Raw genomic sequence first — 16,644 nt, forward strand, 5'->3', positions numbered from 1 at the left:
GTGGGCGGTGCTTATGCACCGCCCGTTCGCTTATAGCGTTCGTGTTGAATCTTGCAGTCGGTAGGTCTGAGTGCCAGAATGGTCGCTAGCACTTCCACATGGCAAGTGCCAGAAATGAATCAAAATCATCTATGTGGTTGGGGCTGGAGAACACTCGCCAGCCGTGCCGTCGCGGGCGTCCGTCATAGATCCAGACGTGAGTGTCGTCCTCAACAAAGCTTAAGGAGCACAAACACATGGCAAAGATCATTGCCTTCGATGAAAAGGCACGTCGCGGCCTCGAGCGTGGTCTCAACACGCTTGCCGACGCCGTCAAGGTCACCCTCGGCCCCAAGGGCCGCAACGTCGTCCTGGAGAAGTCCTGGGGCGCCCCGACCATTACCAACGACGGTGTCTCCATCGCGCGCGAGATCGAGCTCGAGGACCCGTACGAGAAGATCGGTGCAGAGCTGGTCAAGGAAGTAGCTAAGAAGACTGATGACGTTGCCGGTGACGGCACCACCACCGCTACCGTTCTGGCACAGGCTCTCGTGCGTGAGGGTCTGCGCAACGTAGCCGCTGGTTCTAACCCGATGGGCATTAAGCGCGGCATCGAGGCCGCTACCAAGAAGGTTGTTGACTCCCTGCTCTCCTCCGCGAAGGAAGTAGAGACCCAGGAAGAGATCGCCACCACCGCTGGTATCTCCGCTGCTGACCCGGCAATCGGCGAGAAGATCGCCGAGGCTATGTACACCGTGGGCAACGGCTCCGTAAACAAGGACTCCGTTATTACCGTTGAGGAGTCCAACACCTTCGGCGTTGACCTTGAGGTCACCGAAGGCATGCGCTTCGACAAGGGCTACATCTCTGGCTACTTCGCTACCGACATGGAGCGCCAGGAGGCTGTCCTCGAGGATCCGTACATCCTGCTGGTTTCCTCCAAGGTCTCCAACATCAAGGACCTCGTTCCGCTGCTGGAGAAGGTCATGCAGACCGGCAAGCCGCTGCTGATTATCGCTGAGGATGTTGAGGGCGAGGCTCTGTCCACCCTCGTGGTCAACAAGATCCGCGGCACCTTCAAGTCCGTTGCCGTGAAGGCTCCGGGCTTCGGCGACCGCCGCAAGGCCACCCTGCAGGACATGGCTATCCTCACCGGCGGCCAGGTCATCTCCGAGGAGGTCGGCCTGTCCCTGGAGACCGCTGAGATCGAGTACCTCGGCCAAGCACGCAAGGTTGTCGTGACCAAGGACGAGACCACCATCGTTCAGGGCGCTGGCTCCCAGGAGCAGATCGACGGCCGCATCAAGCAGATCCGCGCCGAGATCGAGAACTCCGATTCTGATTACGACCGCGAGAAGCTGCAGGAGCGCCTGGCCAAGCTGGCCGGCGGCGTGGCAGTCCTCAAGGTTGGTGCCGCTACCGAGGTTGAGCTCAAGGAGCGCAAGCACCGCATCGAGGATGCCGTGCGCAACGCTAAGGCAGCCGTCGAAGAGGGCATCGTCGCCGGCGGTGGCGTGGCCCTGCTGCAGGCAGCTGATGTCCTGGATTCCCTCTCTGACCTCACCGGTGACGAGGCAACCGGCGTCAAGATCGTCCGTGAGGCACTGTCTGCTCCGCTGAAGCAGATTGCTCAGAACGCTGGCCTGGAGCCGGGCGTTGTCGCCGACAAGGTGGCTTCCCTGCCGGCTGGCCAGGGCCTCAATGCGGCTACTGGCGAGTACGTGGACCTCATGGCCGCTGGCATCAATGACCCGGTCAAGGTCACCCGTTCCGCACTGCAGAACGCTGCGTCCATCGCGGCCCTGTTCCTGACCACCGAGGCAGTTGTGGCGGATAAGCCGGAGCCGGCCGGTGCAGGCGCTGGCATGCCGGATCCTGACGCAATGGGCGGCATGGGCTTCTAGTGCCTAGCTCCCCGGGCTGAGGCGTCTCGTCGCCGCAGCCCGTAGCAAAACGAACGCTCCCCACGGTCAACCGTGGGGAGCGTTCTCTGTTCTGAGACCTTTTTGTGCCCTTATGTCACCCCGGATGGGGGTAGCCGAGCATGTTCTTGCGGAAAATATCTCGCGCTTTTACTTTGTTTGTCAGGCCTATGAATCGCTGGTGAAGCGGCTAGCGTTACGTTCTGTAGAAAATTTCTTGGAGCCCCGCGCCTGATGCTGTTTATTTCCGCAGTTAGGGACGTTGTCGCTGGTTAGGTTAACGGCGAGTGAATGGATAACGCTCGTTGCATGCTTGATCCGCAATAATCTTCACCCGAAAAATTAACTAGCCTAAACGCTTGCAAAGTCGGGGAGGTGTGCCAAAATAGTTTCCTGTGACGCCCGTTGAGGGTGTCTGCAAAACCGCAAACCCCCTCCGGGCACTTCTGAGTCCGGACTTCACAAAAGGAGACCATAATGGATCTTTCTTTCGTTGCTGATCAGCTGGGCAACTTCGCTGACTTCGCTTCCGGCATCAAGAACCTCTTCAAGGGCTTCGCTGGCGCATTCGACGCTATCTCCGGTGCTGCTACCGCTGAGAGCTTCGACGTCAAGCCGAACACCGACGCTCTTGAGGCCCTGTCCTCCAAGAAGTAATCTTGTGCCCTTTCTAAGGGCGCACTGAACACACACTTTCAATCCCAAGGAGATAAAAATGGGTACTTTCTCTTCCACCGGCATCATCGGCCTGATCCTGGACGTCCTCTACAACCTGGGCGACATGGCTTCCGGCGCCAAGAAGCTGATCGGACTGCTCTAAGCAGCACGCTGTTCACGCAGAACTAAGCGTTTAACCCCGCTGTCCCATGATGGGCAGCGGGGTTTCTCATTTCCAGAACCCTTGGGCTAGCGCAGTGCCGCGGTACGTTTTCGCAAACATGCCCTTGGGATCATGCGCTTTCCGGACCTTGCATGCGAAAACGTACCATCGCGTAAGCGGGGCGGGTACGGATCGATCATTTAAGGCCCCCGATCTTCGAGTTTTGGGGGCACTATTTGTGAGAAACGTACATTCTGGGCTGCTGCTGACGCCCGTTTGCCACTACGGGGGTAAATTGGGCGGCGGCAACCAGTTTTATCGCGCCGGATGCCTGTTTCATAGATAGAATTATTGGCATGGCTGACATTAAAGACGACGAACTCCCCGAGATCGACCTTGCGCAGACCGACGGCTACGTCGTCGATGACTCCGATGAAGACGATCCCACGCTCATCATGCCGGATGGCTCGCCGGTTGAGACCTGGCGCGAGAACTACCCATACGAAGAGCGCATGACGCGCGATGAGTACGAGTCCATCAAGCGCTCCCTGCAGATCGAGCTGCTGAAGTGGCAGAACTGGACCAAGGAAACCGGCCAGCGCCACATCATCCTCTTTGAGGGCCGCGATGCCGCAGGCAAGGGCGGCACCATCAAGCGTTTCAACGAGCACCTCAACCCGCGTGGTGCCCGCACCGTAGCGCTGGAGAAGCCGTCCCCGCGCGAATCCACGTCGTGGTACTTCCAGCGCTATATTCAGCACTTCCCGTGCGGTGGTGAAATCGTCTTCTTTGACCGCTCCTGGTACAACCGCTCCGGCGTGGAGCGCGTCATGGGCTTCTGTACGGAATCCCAGCACGCAGAGTTCCTGCGCGAGGTTCCGATGCTGGAGAACATGATTCTCGGCTCCGGCATTTCGCTGACAAAGCTGTGGTTCTCCGTGACCCGCAAGGAGCAGCGCACCCGCTTCGCCATCCGCCAGATCGACCCGTCCGTCAGTGGAAGCTTTCGCCCATGGACTTGGCCTCTCTGGATAAGTGGGATGATTACACCCGCGCCAAGGAGGAGCAGTTCCGTTACACCGATACTGAAGAGTCTCCGTGGATCACCATCAAGTCCAACGACAAGAAGCGTGCCCGCATTAACGCGATGCGCTACGTGCTCTCCAAGTTTGAGTACACCAACAAGGACCACGAGCTCGTTGACCAGGTGGATGACAAGATCGTCAAGCGTGGTCGCGACCAGATCGGTGACTAGTCACGTCAATTGACCGCTCATTAGCGGCTCGCGAATTTGCTCCAGGCATAAAGAGAAGAGGCGGCAGGAAATCCTGCCGCCTCCTTTCTTTGCCTACCTAGTGTTTCCAGGGCTCAATCGGGTTGCCCTGCCACTCGGAGTTGCTCGGGACTTGGTCGCCGCGCATGACCAGCGAGCCGGGGCCGACGGTGGCCACGCTGCCGATGACTGAAGCAGGCAGCGCCACCGAATGCGAGCCCAGGGTGGCGCCGGCCTTGATGGTGACGGTATCCAGGCTCATCACACGGTCCTGGAACAGGTGCGTTTGCACCACGGTGCCGGGGCCAACGGACGCGCCTTCGCCCACGAAGCACAAGTCCGTCTCCGGGAACCAATAAGAATCAATCCACGCGCCGCGGCCAATCGTCACGCCCAGCGCGCGCAGGCCCTGGTTGATTTCACCCATGCCATAGGTGTGGGTGAAGAACCACGGGGCGGCAACCGCCTCCACGAAGGTGTCCTGCAGCTCGTTGAGCCACACGAAGGCGGACCACAGCGGGTGGTCGCCGGCGGTCTGCGTGCCCACGCAGATCCACTTGACCGCCACGGTGATCGCCATCGCGATGGCGCCCGCCACCATGAGGATGACACCGCCGAGGGCCCAGGCGGCGGCGATGCTGAGGGCGTCGGCAAGCGCGTAAAGCGTTGCCAACGTGCCCGCCAGCAGCATGGCCGAGGTCATCGGCGCCAGTAGGCGCATGGTCTCAATCGCACCACGCGCGGCCTTGACCCCAAAGCCCGGGTTGTAGGTGAGGGACTCGCCCTCCACACCGTCCACGTGGGCCTCCACGCGGCGCATGCGCTCCGGCGGGGAACCCCACCAGTTGGCACCGGACTTGGTCTTCTTCGGCGTCGAGGACAGCACCGCCACCAGCGAGTTCTTCGACAGCTTACGGCCCGGGCCAGTGATTCCGGAGTTGCCCACGAAGGAACGCTTGCCCACCTTGGTCTCACCCGTGAGCATCCAACCGCCGCCGAGCTCATAGCCGCCGATCATGGTGTCATCCGCCAAGAAGGCGCCGTCCTTGACCTCGGTGAGCTTGGGCACCATGACGGCCGTGGAAATCTCCACGTTCTTGCCAATTGTGGCACCCAGCGAACGCAGCCACGCCGGGGTGAGCTGCGAGGCGTAGATGGGGAAGAGCTGCGTGCGGGCCTCGTCCATAAGGCGCTCGATGGCCCACAGGCGCCAGCCCTTGGCGGAGCGCACCGGTGCCACACCGGGCTTGATACCCAGCGAGAGGATGCGCACGCCCAGCCAGGTTTGCAGCATGAAGGTGGCAAACGCCGCCAGGGCACCGAGCGGAGCGAAGAAGATAGAGCCGACGTAAGGGGAACCGTCGGTCACCGCGATGAGGGCAACGACCACGGCAGCGCCCACGGCCAGCGCCACGATGGGCTGGAAGGCCAGCAAGATAGAGGTAGCGCCGTAGATGGCTACCCACCACGGGCGGCGCTTCGGGGCATGCGACGGGAAGCGGTGCTTGGAGCGGCCCACCTTCTTGGCAGGAGAGCCGGACCAACGCTGGCCGTCCTTGATCTTCTTGCGCCCAGTGACGGTGGAGCCAGCCTCGACGTGGGCATCCTTGCCCACGACGGTGCCTGGGAGCAGCGTCGAGCGCGCGCCCACGCGAGCGCCTTCCTTGACCTCAATGGCGCCGACGTGCAGGATATCGCCGTCGAGCCAGTAGCCGGAGAGATCGACCTCGGGCTCAATCGCGGCGTGCTTGCCCAAGGTCAGCAGACCCGTCACAGGCGGCAGCGAGTGCAGGTCCACTCCGCGGCCCATCTTCACTCCCAGCGCGCGGGCATAGTTGTTGACCCACGTAGCGCCCGCGATCGAGCGCGAACCAGAAGCATCCGCCCAGCGCTCCGCTGCCCAAATACGCAGGTGCGTGGAGCCCCCGCGCGGGTACTCGCCGGGCTTAATACCGGTGGTGATCAGCCGCGCGCCGAAACCACCGATGGGGATGCGGCCGATGGGGGTGACAAAGATGACGAGGAGAAGGATGACCAGCCACCACGGGGTGGTCATGGCCCACTCCACACCCAGCAGGTTCGCCAGGTTTGAGCCCAGCAGCAGCCAGGCCAGCCACGTCGTGGCGGCCAGCGTCATGATGGGCAGCTGGATGAGTGTTTGCGCGATGCGCGTGCCAGCGCCGACGGGCTTGACCTCGCGGGCAGGCCCGGCGTCTTCGACGGACTCGGCACCAGCAAGCTGCTCCGCCAGGGATCCTAGGCGCGGGTGGTCGTACAGATCGCGCACGGCCACGGTGGGGAAGCGCTCGCGGATGCGGCCGACCAAGGTCGCCGCGGCCAGCGAGGTGCCGCCGAGGGAGAAGAAGTCTGCGTTGACGTCCTCGACGGACACCCCCAGGGTGTCCACCCACAGCTCCGCCAGCCACTGCTCGGTGGGGTTGAGGCCGTCTGCCTCCACGCCCACTCCCGGCAGCGGCCACGGCAGGGCCTTCTTATCCACCTTGCCGGAGGTGCGAATCGGCAGCTCATCCATGACGCAGATGCGCGGGACGAGCGCTGCCGGCATGGTCTCCGCTAGGCGGGCGTGTGCCGCTTCGTGGTCGAACCCGGCATCCGGGTCATCCAGGGAGACGTAGCCGACGAGCACGGACTCTCCGCCCGGCGTCTTCTGCACGGCCACGGCGGAGTTATACACGTTCGGCAAGGCGGCGACGTTGGCCTCCACCTCACCGAGCTCGATGCGGCGGCCACCAATCTTGACCTGGTCATCGACGCGGCCCACAAAATACAGGCCGTCCTCTTCCAGGCGCACGTGGTCGCCGGTGCGGTAGGCGCGCTCCCAACCCAGGGACTCCAGCGGCGCGTACTTCTCCGCATCCTTCACCGGGTCCAGGTAGGCGGCCAGGCCCACACCACCGATGACGAGCTCGCCCACCTCACCGATGTTCACGGGGACGCCGTGCTTGTCGACGACCACCAGATCCCAACCCTTCAGCGGCAACCCAATCGATACGGGCCTGCCTGGCAGCAGGCGCTGCGCGCAGGCCACGACGGTGGCCTCGGTGGGGCCGTAGGTATTCCACATCTCGCGGTCCTCGGTGGCCAGGCGGTCCGTGAGCTCCTGGGAGCAGGCTTCGCCGCCGACGATGAGGAGGCGGATGTTGTCCAGGGCCTCGGCGGGCCAGAGGCCGGCCAAGGTGGGCACGGTGGAGACCACCGTGATGTCGCGGCGGATGAGCCAGGGGCCTAAGTCCATGCCGGAGCGCACCAGGGAGCGCGGGGCCGGGACCAGGCAGGCGCCGTGGCCCCAGGCCAGCCACATTTCCTCGCAGGAGGCGTCGAAGGCCACGGACAGGCCGGCTAGGACGCGGTCGTCCGGGCCGAGGGGGCCGTGCGGGCTATCCGCCAAAAAGAGGGCAGCTTCGGCGTCCACGAAGGCGGCCGCGGAACGGTGGCTCACGGCCACGCCTTTGGGCTTGCCCGTCGATCCGGAGGTGAAGATGATCCACGCGGTGTCTTCGGGGCGTGGCTCGTCGAAAAGCGCGCCGTCTCCACCGCCCTTGTCATCGGACGTGCGCCGCGCCTCGCGCAGCATGCGGAAGCCCTCATCGGTGAAGACACCGTCGATGTCGGCTTCGCCGAAGACCATCTCGGCGCGCTCATCGGGGTCGTCGGCGTCGACCGGCACGTAGGCCGCGCCGGCGGCGAGCGTGGCCAGGATGGCCAGGTAGAGCTCGCGCTTGCCGGAGGTCATGCGGATGCCGATGCGGTCTCCGCGACGCACGCCGCTGGCGTGGAGCTCGGTGGCCCATGCGGAGACGTCGGCAAGCAGCTCGGCGTAGGTGAGGATTTCACCGTCGTCGAGGGCCGCGGCCTCGGGGTAGTGCTCAGCGGTGGTCTTAACGATGTCCCACAGGGTGCGCGCGGGAGCGGCCTCGTCGCCGAGGAGGTAGTGTTCAGGGACCTCGGGCATCGCTGGGGTCTCGGGCTCATCGGTGCGGAGGGCGTGGCGGCCCCCGGTACTAGGAAGGTTTTCGGGCTCTGTCATTTAAGCATCACCGCTTTCGGTATCAGCGGGTGCGTCCGCCGCGATGATGGCGGCGGCCAGCTTGCGCAGATGCTTGAGCTGCTTGTTGGTGGATTCGTCGAGGGCTTCGTCCTCGGCCTTCGACACCAGGACGGCAAGCTCCTTGTGGGCTTTCACGCCCTTCTTGGTGGAGGCAATGATTTGGCGGCGGCGATCTTTGGCATCGCGCTCGCGCTTGACCCAGCTGCGGGACTCCAGGGAATCGAGCAGGCGCACCATGTCGGAGGCGTCGATGGCCAAGGTCTCCGACAGTGCGGACTGGGAGGACGCGGTCTCCGCAACGAGGCAGGTGAGCACCCAGTACTCGCGCAGGGTGGTTTGCTGCGTTTGCAGCGCGGCCTCGACGCCTTCGCGGGTGCGGCGGCGGAGGCGCTCCAGCTGGAAGGAGGGGGACTCCAAGAGCGCGGTCGGAATGGATACAGAATTCAATGAAGGCATGCCGACGATACTACGCGCCTAAGGTGGCAAACTTAAATCATGGGTTGTGGCCCATTAGTTTCAGGCTGAGGCTAGCTTCTGCACGATGAGTGTGTTGAGAGAAACGCCTTCCCGTTCTGCTTCGATGGTTAGGTCTCGGTGAAGTGACTGAGGTATGCGGAGGTTGAACTTCCCCGAAAAGCTTCGCTGCCCGAATGGTTCCGGGATGCGTTCATTGTTGCGTTGCATATCTTCTAGAGTTTCTTCGACGACGCTGCGCAACTCGGCTTCTGCGGTGGCCGCGGTTGTGTCCAGCCATGACAGGGAAGGGAACTCTAGGACTGTGGCAACGAACTCGCCATCTTCTTCTGACCAAGCGGTTTGGTAGGTGTATTTGTCTGCGAGATTCATGATCTGCTCCTAGAAATGGAAGTCACACACAAGTTGCAGCTCTGAGAAGCGGACGTTTGTCCGTGAGGTCCGCATCTTGATGAGGATCTTTTCTATCTTTGAAACCACACCTGGATGGTACCGCAAATGGTACCACTAGTGGTTTGGGTAAACCATAGGGCAGCCTTGTGCTTTCCAACCATCCGTGCCGCCCTCGACGTTGATGACGTCCCAGCCCTTTGCCTGCTCGAGGTACTGGCAGACCTGCATGCTGCGCCCGCCTAGGTGGCAGATGACGTAGATATCGCGGTCCGGGTCAATCTCGTCGATGCGATCAACTAGTTCGCCCATCGGGATGTGCGTGGCGCCCTGGGCGTGTTCGGTGTTCCACTCGTGGTCCTCGCGGACGTCGATGAGCTGGGCGTTCTCGGGTACTTCGGTGGGTTGTACGTTCTGCATGCGCACCAGCTTACGCGGGCGCGGTTGTGAGGCTGGTGGGGCACCGTAGCGTGAGCAGCACTTTCGTCCCCGGCGCGCCCTTATGCCACACTTATTCAGGTGATGAACTCCAGCGCTGTCGCGCTTATCCCCGGAGACCCCACGGGTCGCTTCTTTGGTTCTCGAGTGCTCGTGGTGGATAATTTTGACTCCTTCACCTTCAACATCGTGGACTACCTGGTGCGATTAGGTGCTGAGGTGACGGTCACCCCTAACACCGAGCCCGTGCCGCTGACTGGCTACCACGCGGTGGTTCTCTCACCGGGGCCGGGAACCCCTGAGCGTGCAGCGGACATTGGCTTTTGTGCTGAGGTGTTGAAACGTGCTGCGGTGCCGGTGCTGGGGGTGTGTCTGGGCTTCCAGGCGATGGCCCAGCACCTCGGCGCACGGATCGCTCCGGCCCCAGAGCCTGTGCACGGGCGGGTGAGCACCATACATTGCTCCGAGGATCCGCTCTATGTCGGGATTCCCACCTGTCACGATGTGGTGCGCTATCACTCATTGGTGGTAGATAAGCTGCCTTCCGGTATGAAGGAACTCGCGCATACGACAGATGGCCTCATCATGGCTGGCCGCAGCGAAGAACGCCGCTGGTGGGGCGTGCAGTACCACCCGGAGTCGATTTGTAGCGAACACGGTCTCCGGCTCTTCGAGAACTTCCTGGCTATCGCTTGTCCCGAAGCAAACGAGGTGGCATCTCCTGACGTCAAAATCGACACCCCCTCAGTTGCGCCCCTGCCACCACTGCACGTGGAGGAGCGCCTACTCGCCATCGACCCCCTCGACGTCTTCGATGTCCTAGGCGGCAAAGGGGCGCTGCTAGAGTTCGAGGGCACTTCGATCATTGCACCGTTGGGAGAAATGGTGGGAATGGAAGCACTAGCGGAGCCCCCTCGCTTTTCCCGCCCCGCGGGGTGCCTCGGCGTTCCAGGTGTGTTCGGCTATCTGGGTTACGAGGCCCTCGGCGGCTTGTCCACACGCCACCCTCATGGTCTCTTCCGCGCGCCAGGCGTGGTGGCCATCCAAGGGCAACGAGTGCAACTGATTTGCGAGAAATCCTCGGCCTCCTGGCTGGCACAGACCTGGCGGCTCATTGAAGGACTCGCCGACAGACCTGTTCAACAACGGCGCCTCGATGCCAGCACGATTGGCCCGCTGAACTGTCGTGATACCGCCTCCAGTTATAAGGAAAAGATCCGCCGCGCTCAAGAGCTCATCAGTGCGGGTGAGACCTACGAAGTCTGCCTCACTACCAGCCTCGAGGCGGCAGCCGAACTCGATCCGCTGGCCCTCTACCAGCGCCTTCGGCAGCAGGTGCCCGCGCCGATGCGTTCGTTGTTGGTGCTCCCTGAGCTCGCAGTGGCTAGCGCCTCCCCGGAACGCTTCCTTAAAGTGTCTGGCGGCGTCGTCTGCTCGGAGCCGATCAAAGGCACCCGCCCACGTGGCCACAACCCCACCGCCGATGAACAGCTGCGGGCGGACCTGGCCAGTAACCCGAAGGATCACGCGGAAAACCTCATGATCGTTGACCTAGTGCGCAACGATCTCACCCGTGTGGGGATTCCAGGCACCGTGCATGCCGAAGAACTCTTCGCGGTTCGCAGCTTTGCCACCGTGCACCAGTTGGTCTCCACCGTTTCTGCTCGGTTGTGCCCGGATGCCTCGCTTATCGACGTCCTCCGCTCCACCTTTCCCGGTGGCTCTATGACCGGTGCGCCGAAAGTCCGCACCATGGAGATCATCCGTGAGCTCGAGGCCGCGCCGCGTGGGGTGTACTCCGGTGCGATCGGCTATCTCGGTTGCGATGGCAGCGCTGATTTCGCTATGACTATCCGCAGCATCGTCCTGCATTCCGGGAGACTGCATTATGGCGTTGGTGGAGCGGTGCTGGCTCTTTCGGACCCGGATGCCGAGTGGCAGGAGATCGTGGATAAGTCCGCCCCGCTCCTCAAACTTTGCGGGCAGGCCTTCCCCGGGGAGCACTGCTACCGCTTCGAAGCCGGTGGCCTTCTTCCCGTCCCATCGATTCCCGAGCCCTTGCTCATCGACTCCTTCCGCCTTGAAGAGGGCCAGGTGCGCGGCTTTGAGCTACACTGCGAGCGCTTTACCGCGGGTGCAGAGGCCTTGGGGATGGACTCCCCTCGATCCTTCCTCCACGCAGTCCAGGAACACCTGCCCAACCGAGGCCGGTGGTTCCCGCGCCTGGAGGCTGGCCCCAGCGGTTTCGCACTTCGGTTGCGCCCTCTTCCTACTCAGCGGAAAACCACCCGTTTGCACAGCGCTACGGCAACAGTGGAAAATCCGCATGTCAAGGGGCCGAATCTGGCGCTGTTCTCAGAGCTTCGTGAGCCGGACGATACCTTGCTCATCTCCGACGAGGGCGTCGTCTGCGAAACCACCACGGCCGCGCTCATCGCTTGGGATGGAGACACGATGCTCACGATGGACGCACCTCGGTTGCGGTCAGTCACTGAGTCTCTGCTGGTTGCCGCGGTGAGAAAGGAAGTGAGCGTCGAAAAGAGAACGCTCGGACTGTCCGATCTTGCGGGGCTGGAGTTGTGGACCCTCAACGCCTTGCACGGGATTACCCCGGTGGTGGAACTCGACGGAAAGCCACGGCCGGCACCCGAAGACTCACGCCTCGAGCACTGGCGAAGCGTGCTAGACGGCATGCGCGCTACGATTGCGCGCGTCAAATGAACAGCAGTCTGCTCTGTTTCGCTGCCTCACAACAGCATTTGATGCTTGCCTTGGGCTTTAGCGGTGCGCTGAGAGGTACTCCAGAATGGCTTTCACGCGGCGGTTGTCTTCGCTGGGGTCCAAGCGCAGCTTGGTGAAGATGTTGGAAACGTGCTTGGCCACCGCGGCGGAAGACAAAACGAGCTCGGCGGCGATGTCCTTGTTGGACTTTCCGCGGGACATCAACTCGAGGACCTCGCGCTCGCGCGGGGTGAGCTCGCCCAGGCCGCTGCGCCCAGAGCTCATGAGAGCCTGCGCCACGGTGGGGTCGATGACGGTGCCGCCCTGGGCCACCACGTCCAGGCTCGAGAGGAAGTCCCGTACCTCGGAGACGCGGTCCTTCAACAGGTAGCCGGTGCCGGCATCGGGGGAGTCGAAGAGTTCCACCGCATATGCGGGGGCCACATACTGGGAGAGCACCATGACGGGCAGACCCGGGTATGCATTTCTCAAGTTTACGGCGGCTTTCAAGCCGTCATCGCCCATACCTGGCGGCATGCGCACGTCCGTGATGACGATGTCCGGAAGCTCATCGCGCAGCTTATCCACCACGGCCTCCAAAGCTGGAGCAGAATCCGCCTGGCCCACAATTGAATGCCCGCGGCGCTCCAGAAGGCCGGCGAGGCCCTCGCGCAGAATGGCGGAGTCATCCGCCACCACGATTCTCAAACTCATTTCTTAAACTCCTGACTGTCCGCGATCGAGAAGAAGTGGAATCGAGCATGCCAGCCTCGTGGGCCCGCCCGGGGGAGAGCTCAGCGTCATCTCCCCGCCAAAGGCGGCGAGGCGCTCGGCCATCCCCGCCAAGCCGTGACCTTGTACAACCTGCGCGCCACCCGGGCCCTCATCCACCACGGTGATGCGCAGCGAATCATCCGCGATCACTAAAACAGACACCGGCGCGCCGGGCGCGTGCTTGGCCGCGTTGGTCAAAGCCTCCGTGCCGAAGAAGTAGCCGCAGGCCAGCACGGAGGCGGAAAGCTTGGGCAAAGGATGCGGGGCGAAGACGCTGACGTGGGGGCCGTGGGAGGAGGAGACGTCGGCAAGCGCGGCGACCAAACCGTGATCCTGCAGCACCTGTGGGTGGATGCCGTGCACCGTGGCGCGCAGGGAGTGCAGGCCGCGGTCCACGTCCTGCTTGGCAGCGGTGAGAAGCTCGGCAATTTCAGAGGGGGCGTCGAGAAGAGCCTCCCCCAACTTCATGCTCGCGGCCACGAGGTATTGCTGCGCGCCGTCGTGCAAGTCGCGCTCGATGCGGGCGCGCTCCACCTCATAGGCGTCCGCGATGGCGCGGCGCGAGGCCGTGAGCTGTGCAATCTTCTGCGCCTGCTGTTGCTCATGGTTGGTGGGCTGGGGTTTTCTTCGGAACACGGCTTTCAGCATAACGGGCGCTACCGACTACAGGGGTAGTGCTGGCACTACCTTAAAGAGCAACGCTAGGACTGTTCTTTATGAGGGCCCGAGACGGTGAAATGAGAGACATGGCACAGACACTTTCCCTGACAGACATCACCAAGGATTTCGGCGGCGGCCCGGTGCTCGCCGGAATCTCCCTCGACATTGAACCGGGCGAGCTCGTGGCGGTCATGGGGCCGTCTGGTTCCGGCAAGTCCACGCTGTTGCACTGCATGTCCGGCGTGCTGACCCCCACGCACGGCAGCGTGCGCTACGGGGATGACGAGCTCTCCGCGCTTGGCGACGGCCCCCGCTCCCGCCTCCGCCTGCGCAACTTCGGCTTCGTCTTCCAAGATGGCCAGTTGCTTCCGGAGCTGAGCAACGTGGACAACGTGGCGCTGCCCGCGATGCTCAACGGGGTCTCGCGCGGTGCTGCGCGCAAGCGCGCGATGCAGCTGCTGGACCAGCTGGGCTTGGGTGGTTTGGCGGAGCGCCGCCCGGCGCAGGTTTCTGGTGGTCAGGCGCAGCGCGTGACCATTGCGCGTGCGCTGGTGGCTTCCCCGGGCGTGGTCTTCGCCGATGAGCCGACCGGTGCGCTGGATCAGTCCACGGGCCACGAGGTCATGCAGATGCTGACCACCATCGTGCGACAGTCGGGCGCCAGCCTGGTCATGGTCACGCACGACCCGAAGGTGGCCGACTGGATGCAGCGCCGCGTGGAGATTCGCGATGGCATCATCCACGACGACCGCCGCCTCGAGGTGATCCGATGAACACCACGACTTTAGTCTTTGACCTGCAGCGCGAATCGATTCGCGCGCGCTCGGGCACGGGAATTGTTTCCTTGCTGGCTATTGTGAGCCTGACCATTGGTTCCGCCATCGCCTTCCTGGTTGCGGGCGGTACCTGGATGTTCTGGGAGCGTGCCCAGCACGTTGAGGAGGCTGCACCCGCTCTGCAGGAGGCTTTCGGCGACGAGATGGAGGCCTTCCTCTACCCGTGGTTTGCCCTGGCTCTGCTGGCCTGCGCCTTCATTCTTCCGGCGTTGTTTAACCTCACAGCCCAAGCCGCCGTCCTCGGTGCCTCCGGCCGGGAGCAGCGCCTGGCGACCCTGCGCCTTCTGGGATTGAGCTCCCGCCAGGTGGAGCGCATGGCCATCGTGGAGACCGGTCTGCAAGCCATCCTCGGCATCGTGCTCGGTGGGCTTATCAGCCTGCTCATCGCGCCGGTCTTTACGCAGGTGGATTTCCAGATGCGTTCTATTGCTGTATCCGAGATTCTCCTCCCGTGGTGGGGCTACCTCGCTGTGGCCGGCGTGCTCTTCCTGCTGGCCATCGGCGCCGCACTCGTCGGCATGCAGCGCGTGCGCGTGAGCCCGCTGGGCGTCGCCAAGCGCCAGATGCCCGCGGCCTACCGCTGGTGGCGCGTCATCGCCTTCCTCATCATCGCGGGTATCGGTGGTGTGCTGCTTTCCGGCAAGGCGGGCCCGCCGACCGCCATGGTCATCGTGGTCATGTTCGGCATGGTGATGAGCATCAACCTCATTTCTCCCTTCATCCTGCAGCTCGGCGCGTACATCATGTCCCTCTTCCCTGGAAACGCGCACTTCGTGGCCTGCCAGCGAGTAGCGGGCAATGCGCGCCCGGCATGGAAGCGGAGTGCTGCCATCGGCTTCTTCGGCTACCTAGCCGGATTCCTCGTTGCCGCGCCCCTAGGCTCTGATGCCTTGGCCATGGTTCTCAATGAGGACCCGGGGATGAACGTGGTGTTCAAGGACATCTCCACAGGCGTCTTATTAACCCTCATCTTCGGCTTCACGCTGACCACCATGTCCATCATCCTGGGGCAGGTCTCCGGCATCTTCGAAGACAAGGAACTCATCCGCTCTCTGGATCTCATGGGTGTGCCGCGCGGTTTCCAGTTCCGCTCCGGTGCCCTGACCATCATGGGGCCTGTGGTGGGATTGAGCTTCTTCGGCTTCCTTTTCGGCGGTGGGATCGCCTCACTGATGTTCTTCTCCAGTGTCGAGCAAAGCGATGTCGACGTTCTTGGCCGTCTGCTCATGGCCTTCGGTTTCTTGGCCATAGGCTGGCTGGTCACGCTGCTTGCCATTGTCCTTGTTGAACCCCTGCGCGGCTACGTGCTGCGGACTGGAGGTCGAAAAGAATGAAAACGGTACTGAAAATCTTCGGCGGACTCTTTCTCGTTGCTCTTGTTGCTGTGGCCGCGGCCGTGTATTTCTTCGGCCCCTCCTATGGCGGGGCGCTGCTGGGCAAGCCCTACTTCCTCTTCAATGCCAGCGAGAAGCGCATCAACACTGCGATGGTGGATACTGCCGCGATCTCCGGAATCTATGGCGAGAGCGAAGAATTCCAGCGCGCCCGCGAGGCCTTCAAAGCGGACCCCACGAACGCTGAGCTCCTCGATGCCGCCATCAACGCTGCCGGTGGCAAGCACTCCAAAGTCTTTAGCACCGAAAAGGAAAAGGCCGCCGAAAGCGCTGAGCCTTCGGTTGACTTCAACGATGGCGTCTTGCGCGCTACCGTGCCCTCCATCGGCCGCCACGATGACGGCCAAGCCTACGCCGACACTTTGGCCCACGGTCTGACCTCTCACCCGGAGGCCTGTGCTGCCGTGGTGGATCTGCGCGGCAATGACGGCGGGGACATGGGCCCGATGTACGCGGGCTTAAGCCCCCTTCTGCCGGATGGCACCGCCCTCTCCTTCGTCAGCCGAATGACTACTTCTGACGTGGTCATCGACGGTAATTCCGTTACCGGCGGTGGCACGCCCACCACCACGTCGGGCGGCAAGCTGAACATTCCCGTCGCCGTGCTCACCGACGACGAGACCGCCTCCTCCGCCGAAGCCACCCTCCTGGCCTTCCGCGGGCTGGACAACACACGGACCTTTGGCAAGCCGACCGCCGGCTACGCCTCCGCCAACGTGGTCCTGGACTATCCGGACGGCCGCTCGCTCATGCTCACCACGGCCAAGGACAAGGCGCGCACGGGCGAGGAGTTCGCCGAGGATCCCATCGCTCCCGATGCACCCGAATCCGAGCTCGACGGATGGCTTGCTTCCCGCTGCAGTTAGTTAGCTGCAGTGTTAGTAAGCCGCAGCG

General features: G+C 62.9%; 12 protein-coding genes and 1 pseudogene. 7 read left to right on the forward strand and 6 right to left on the reverse strand.

The window, feature by feature from the left end:
* Positions 1-236: 236 nt before the first annotated feature.
* The 3 genes and pseudogenes from groL (at position 237) to ppk2 (ending at position 3,976) form a co-directional block, all read left to right on the forward strand.
* Entirely contained in the window at positions 237-1,883 is a 1,647-nt protein-coding gene (groL, locus tag HMPREF2565_RS05895) for a chaperonin GroEL (protein WP_071407017.1), read from the forward strand.
* A 495-nt stretch (positions 1,884-2,378) separates the two neighbouring features.
* The gene (locus HMPREF2565_RS05900) at positions 2,379-2,558 is read left to right on the forward strand and encodes a PorH family porin (RefSeq protein WP_071407018.1); all 180 of its coding nucleotides are present in this window, start codon (positions 2,379-2,381) and stop codon (positions 2,556-2,558) included.
* Positions 2,559-3,077: 519 nt separating this feature from the next.
* Positions 3,078-3,976: pseudogene (ppk2, locus tag HMPREF2565_RS05905) on the forward strand (polyphosphate kinase 2).
* A gap of 97 nt (positions 3,977-4,073) precedes the next feature.
* On the opposite strand, the gene HMPREF2565_RS05910 reads toward ppk2, so the two are convergent.
* The 4 genes from HMPREF2565_RS05910 to HMPREF2565_RS05925 all read right to left on the reverse strand — a co-directional run bounded on the left by HMPREF2565_RS05910 (position 4,074) and on the right by HMPREF2565_RS05925 (position 9,347).
* Positions 4,074-7,967, reverse strand: coding sequence for a Pls/PosA family non-ribosomal peptide synthetase (locus HMPREF2565_RS05910; protein ID WP_210385886.1), 3,894 nt, complete (start codon positions 7,965-7,967; stop codon positions 4,074-4,076).
* A gap of 75 nt (positions 7,968-8,042) precedes the next feature.
* Positions 8,043-8,519 (reverse strand): MarR family winged helix-turn-helix transcriptional regulator, encoded by a 477-nt coding sequence (locus HMPREF2565_RS05915; RefSeq protein WP_049154701.1) that lies wholly within the window; start codon positions 8,517-8,519, stop codon positions 8,043-8,045.
* Between the two features lie 60 nt (positions 8,520-8,579).
* Positions 8,580-8,909, reverse strand: a complete 330-nt coding sequence (locus HMPREF2565_RS05920; protein WP_010188794.1) for a type II toxin-antitoxin system HicB family antitoxin — start codon at positions 8,907-8,909, stop codon at positions 8,580-8,582.
* 135 nt (positions 8,910-9,044) lie between these two features.
* The gene (locus HMPREF2565_RS05925; protein ID WP_049154702.1) at positions 9,045-9,347 is read right to left on the reverse strand and encodes a rhodanese-like domain-containing protein; all 303 of its coding nucleotides are present in this window, start codon (positions 9,345-9,347) and stop codon (positions 9,045-9,047) included.
* Between the two features lie 102 nt (positions 9,348-9,449).
* On the opposite strand from HMPREF2565_RS05925, the gene pabB reads away from it, so the two are divergent.
* Positions 9,450-12,086, forward strand: a complete 2,637-nt coding sequence (pabB, locus tag HMPREF2565_RS05930; RefSeq protein ID WP_070546257.1) for an aminodeoxychorismate synthase component I — start codon at positions 9,450-9,452, stop codon at positions 12,084-12,086.
* 57 nt (positions 12,087-12,143) lie between these two features.
* Here the strand turns inward: pabB and HMPREF2565_RS05935 are convergent, their stop codons facing one another.
* Positions 12,144-12,800, reverse strand: a complete 657-nt coding sequence (locus tag HMPREF2565_RS05935) for a LuxR C-terminal-related transcriptional regulator (RefSeq protein ID WP_012715319.1) — start codon at positions 12,798-12,800, stop codon at positions 12,144-12,146.
* 3 nt (positions 12,801-12,803) lie between these two features.
* Entirely contained in the window at positions 12,804-13,508 is a 705-nt protein-coding gene (locus HMPREF2565_RS05940) for a sensor histidine kinase (protein ID WP_070516199.1), read from the reverse strand.
* 98 nt (positions 13,509-13,606) lie between these two features.
* Here HMPREF2565_RS05940 and HMPREF2565_RS05945 point away from each other — a divergent pair, with 98 nt between their 5' ends.
* From HMPREF2565_RS05945 to HMPREF2565_RS05955, 3 genes are read left to right on the forward strand one after another with little or no spacing between them, the layout of a single operon-like run.
* Positions 13,607-14,293 carry an ABC transporter ATP-binding protein gene (locus HMPREF2565_RS05945; RefSeq protein ID WP_049154705.1) on the forward strand — a complete coding sequence of 229 codons (687 nt, stop codon included), beginning with the start codon at positions 13,607-13,609 and terminating at the stop codon, positions 14,291-14,293.
* Complete coding sequence (locus HMPREF2565_RS05950; protein ID WP_070546259.1) at positions 14,290-15,690, forward strand: FtsX-like permease family protein; 1,401 nt, start codon at positions 14,290-14,292, stop codon at positions 15,688-15,690. The genes HMPREF2565_RS05945 and HMPREF2565_RS05950 overlap by 4 nt, the downstream gene beginning before the upstream one ends.
* Positions 15,687-16,616 carry a S41 family peptidase gene (locus HMPREF2565_RS05955; protein WP_070546261.1) on the forward strand — a complete coding sequence of 310 codons (930 nt, stop codon included), beginning with the start codon at positions 15,687-15,689 and terminating at the stop codon, positions 16,614-16,616. Before HMPREF2565_RS05950 ends, HMPREF2565_RS05955 begins: the two co-directional genes overlap by 4 nt.
* Positions 16,617-16,644: the final 28 nt, after the last annotated feature.

The sequence above is a fragment of the Corynebacterium sp. HMSC072A04 genome, assembly GCF_001809235.1.
GTDB lineage: Bacteria > Actinomycetota > Actinomycetes > Mycobacteriales > Mycobacteriaceae > Corynebacterium > Corynebacterium hiratae.

Bases quoted from the DNA above. Each gene is read 5' to 3' on its own strand.
- HMPREF2565_RS05920 (WP_010188794.1), bottom strand. From the start codon at position 8,909: ATGAATCTCGCAGACAAATACACCTACCAAACCGCTTGGTCAGAAGAA.
- HMPREF2565_RS05945 (WP_049154705.1), top strand. From the start codon at position 13,607: ATGGCACAGACACTTTCCCTGACAGACATCACCAAGGATTTCGGCGGC.
- groL (WP_071407017.1), top strand. From the start codon at position 237: ATGGCAAAGATCATTGCCTTCGATGAAAAGGCACGTCGCGGCCTCGAG.
- HMPREF2565_RS05910 (WP_210385886.1), bottom strand. From the start codon at position 7,967: ATGCCCGAGGTCCCTGAACACTACCTCCTCGGCGACGAGGCCGCTCCC.
- HMPREF2565_RS05900 (WP_071407018.1), top strand. From the start codon at position 2,379: ATGGATCTTTCTTTCGTTGCTGATCAGCTGGGCAACTTCGCTGACTTC.
- HMPREF2565_RS05940 (WP_070516199.1), bottom strand. From the start codon at position 13,508: ATGCTGAAAGCCGTGTTCCGAAGAAAACCCCAGCCCACCAACCATGAG.
- HMPREF2565_RS05955 (WP_070546261.1), top strand. From the start codon at position 15,687: ATGAAAACGGTACTGAAAATCTTCGGCGGACTCTTTCTCGTTGCTCTT.
- HMPREF2565_RS05915 (WP_049154701.1), bottom strand. From the start codon at position 8,519: ATGCCTTCATTGAATTCTGTATCCATTCCGACCGCGCTCTTGGAGTCC.
- HMPREF2565_RS05935 (WP_012715319.1), bottom strand. From the start codon at position 12,800: ATGAGTTTGAGAATCGTGGTGGCGGATGACTCCGCCATTCTGCGCGAG.
- HMPREF2565_RS05950 (WP_070546259.1), top strand. From the start codon at position 14,290: ATGAACACCACGACTTTAGTCTTTGACCTGCAGCGCGAATCGATTCGC.
- pabB (WP_070546257.1), top strand. From the start codon at position 9,450: ATGAACTCCAGCGCTGTCGCGCTTATCCCCGGAGACCCCACGGGTCGC.
- HMPREF2565_RS05925 (WP_049154702.1), bottom strand. From the start codon at position 9,347: ATGCAGAACGTACAACCCACCGAAGTACCCGAGAACGCCCAGCTCATC.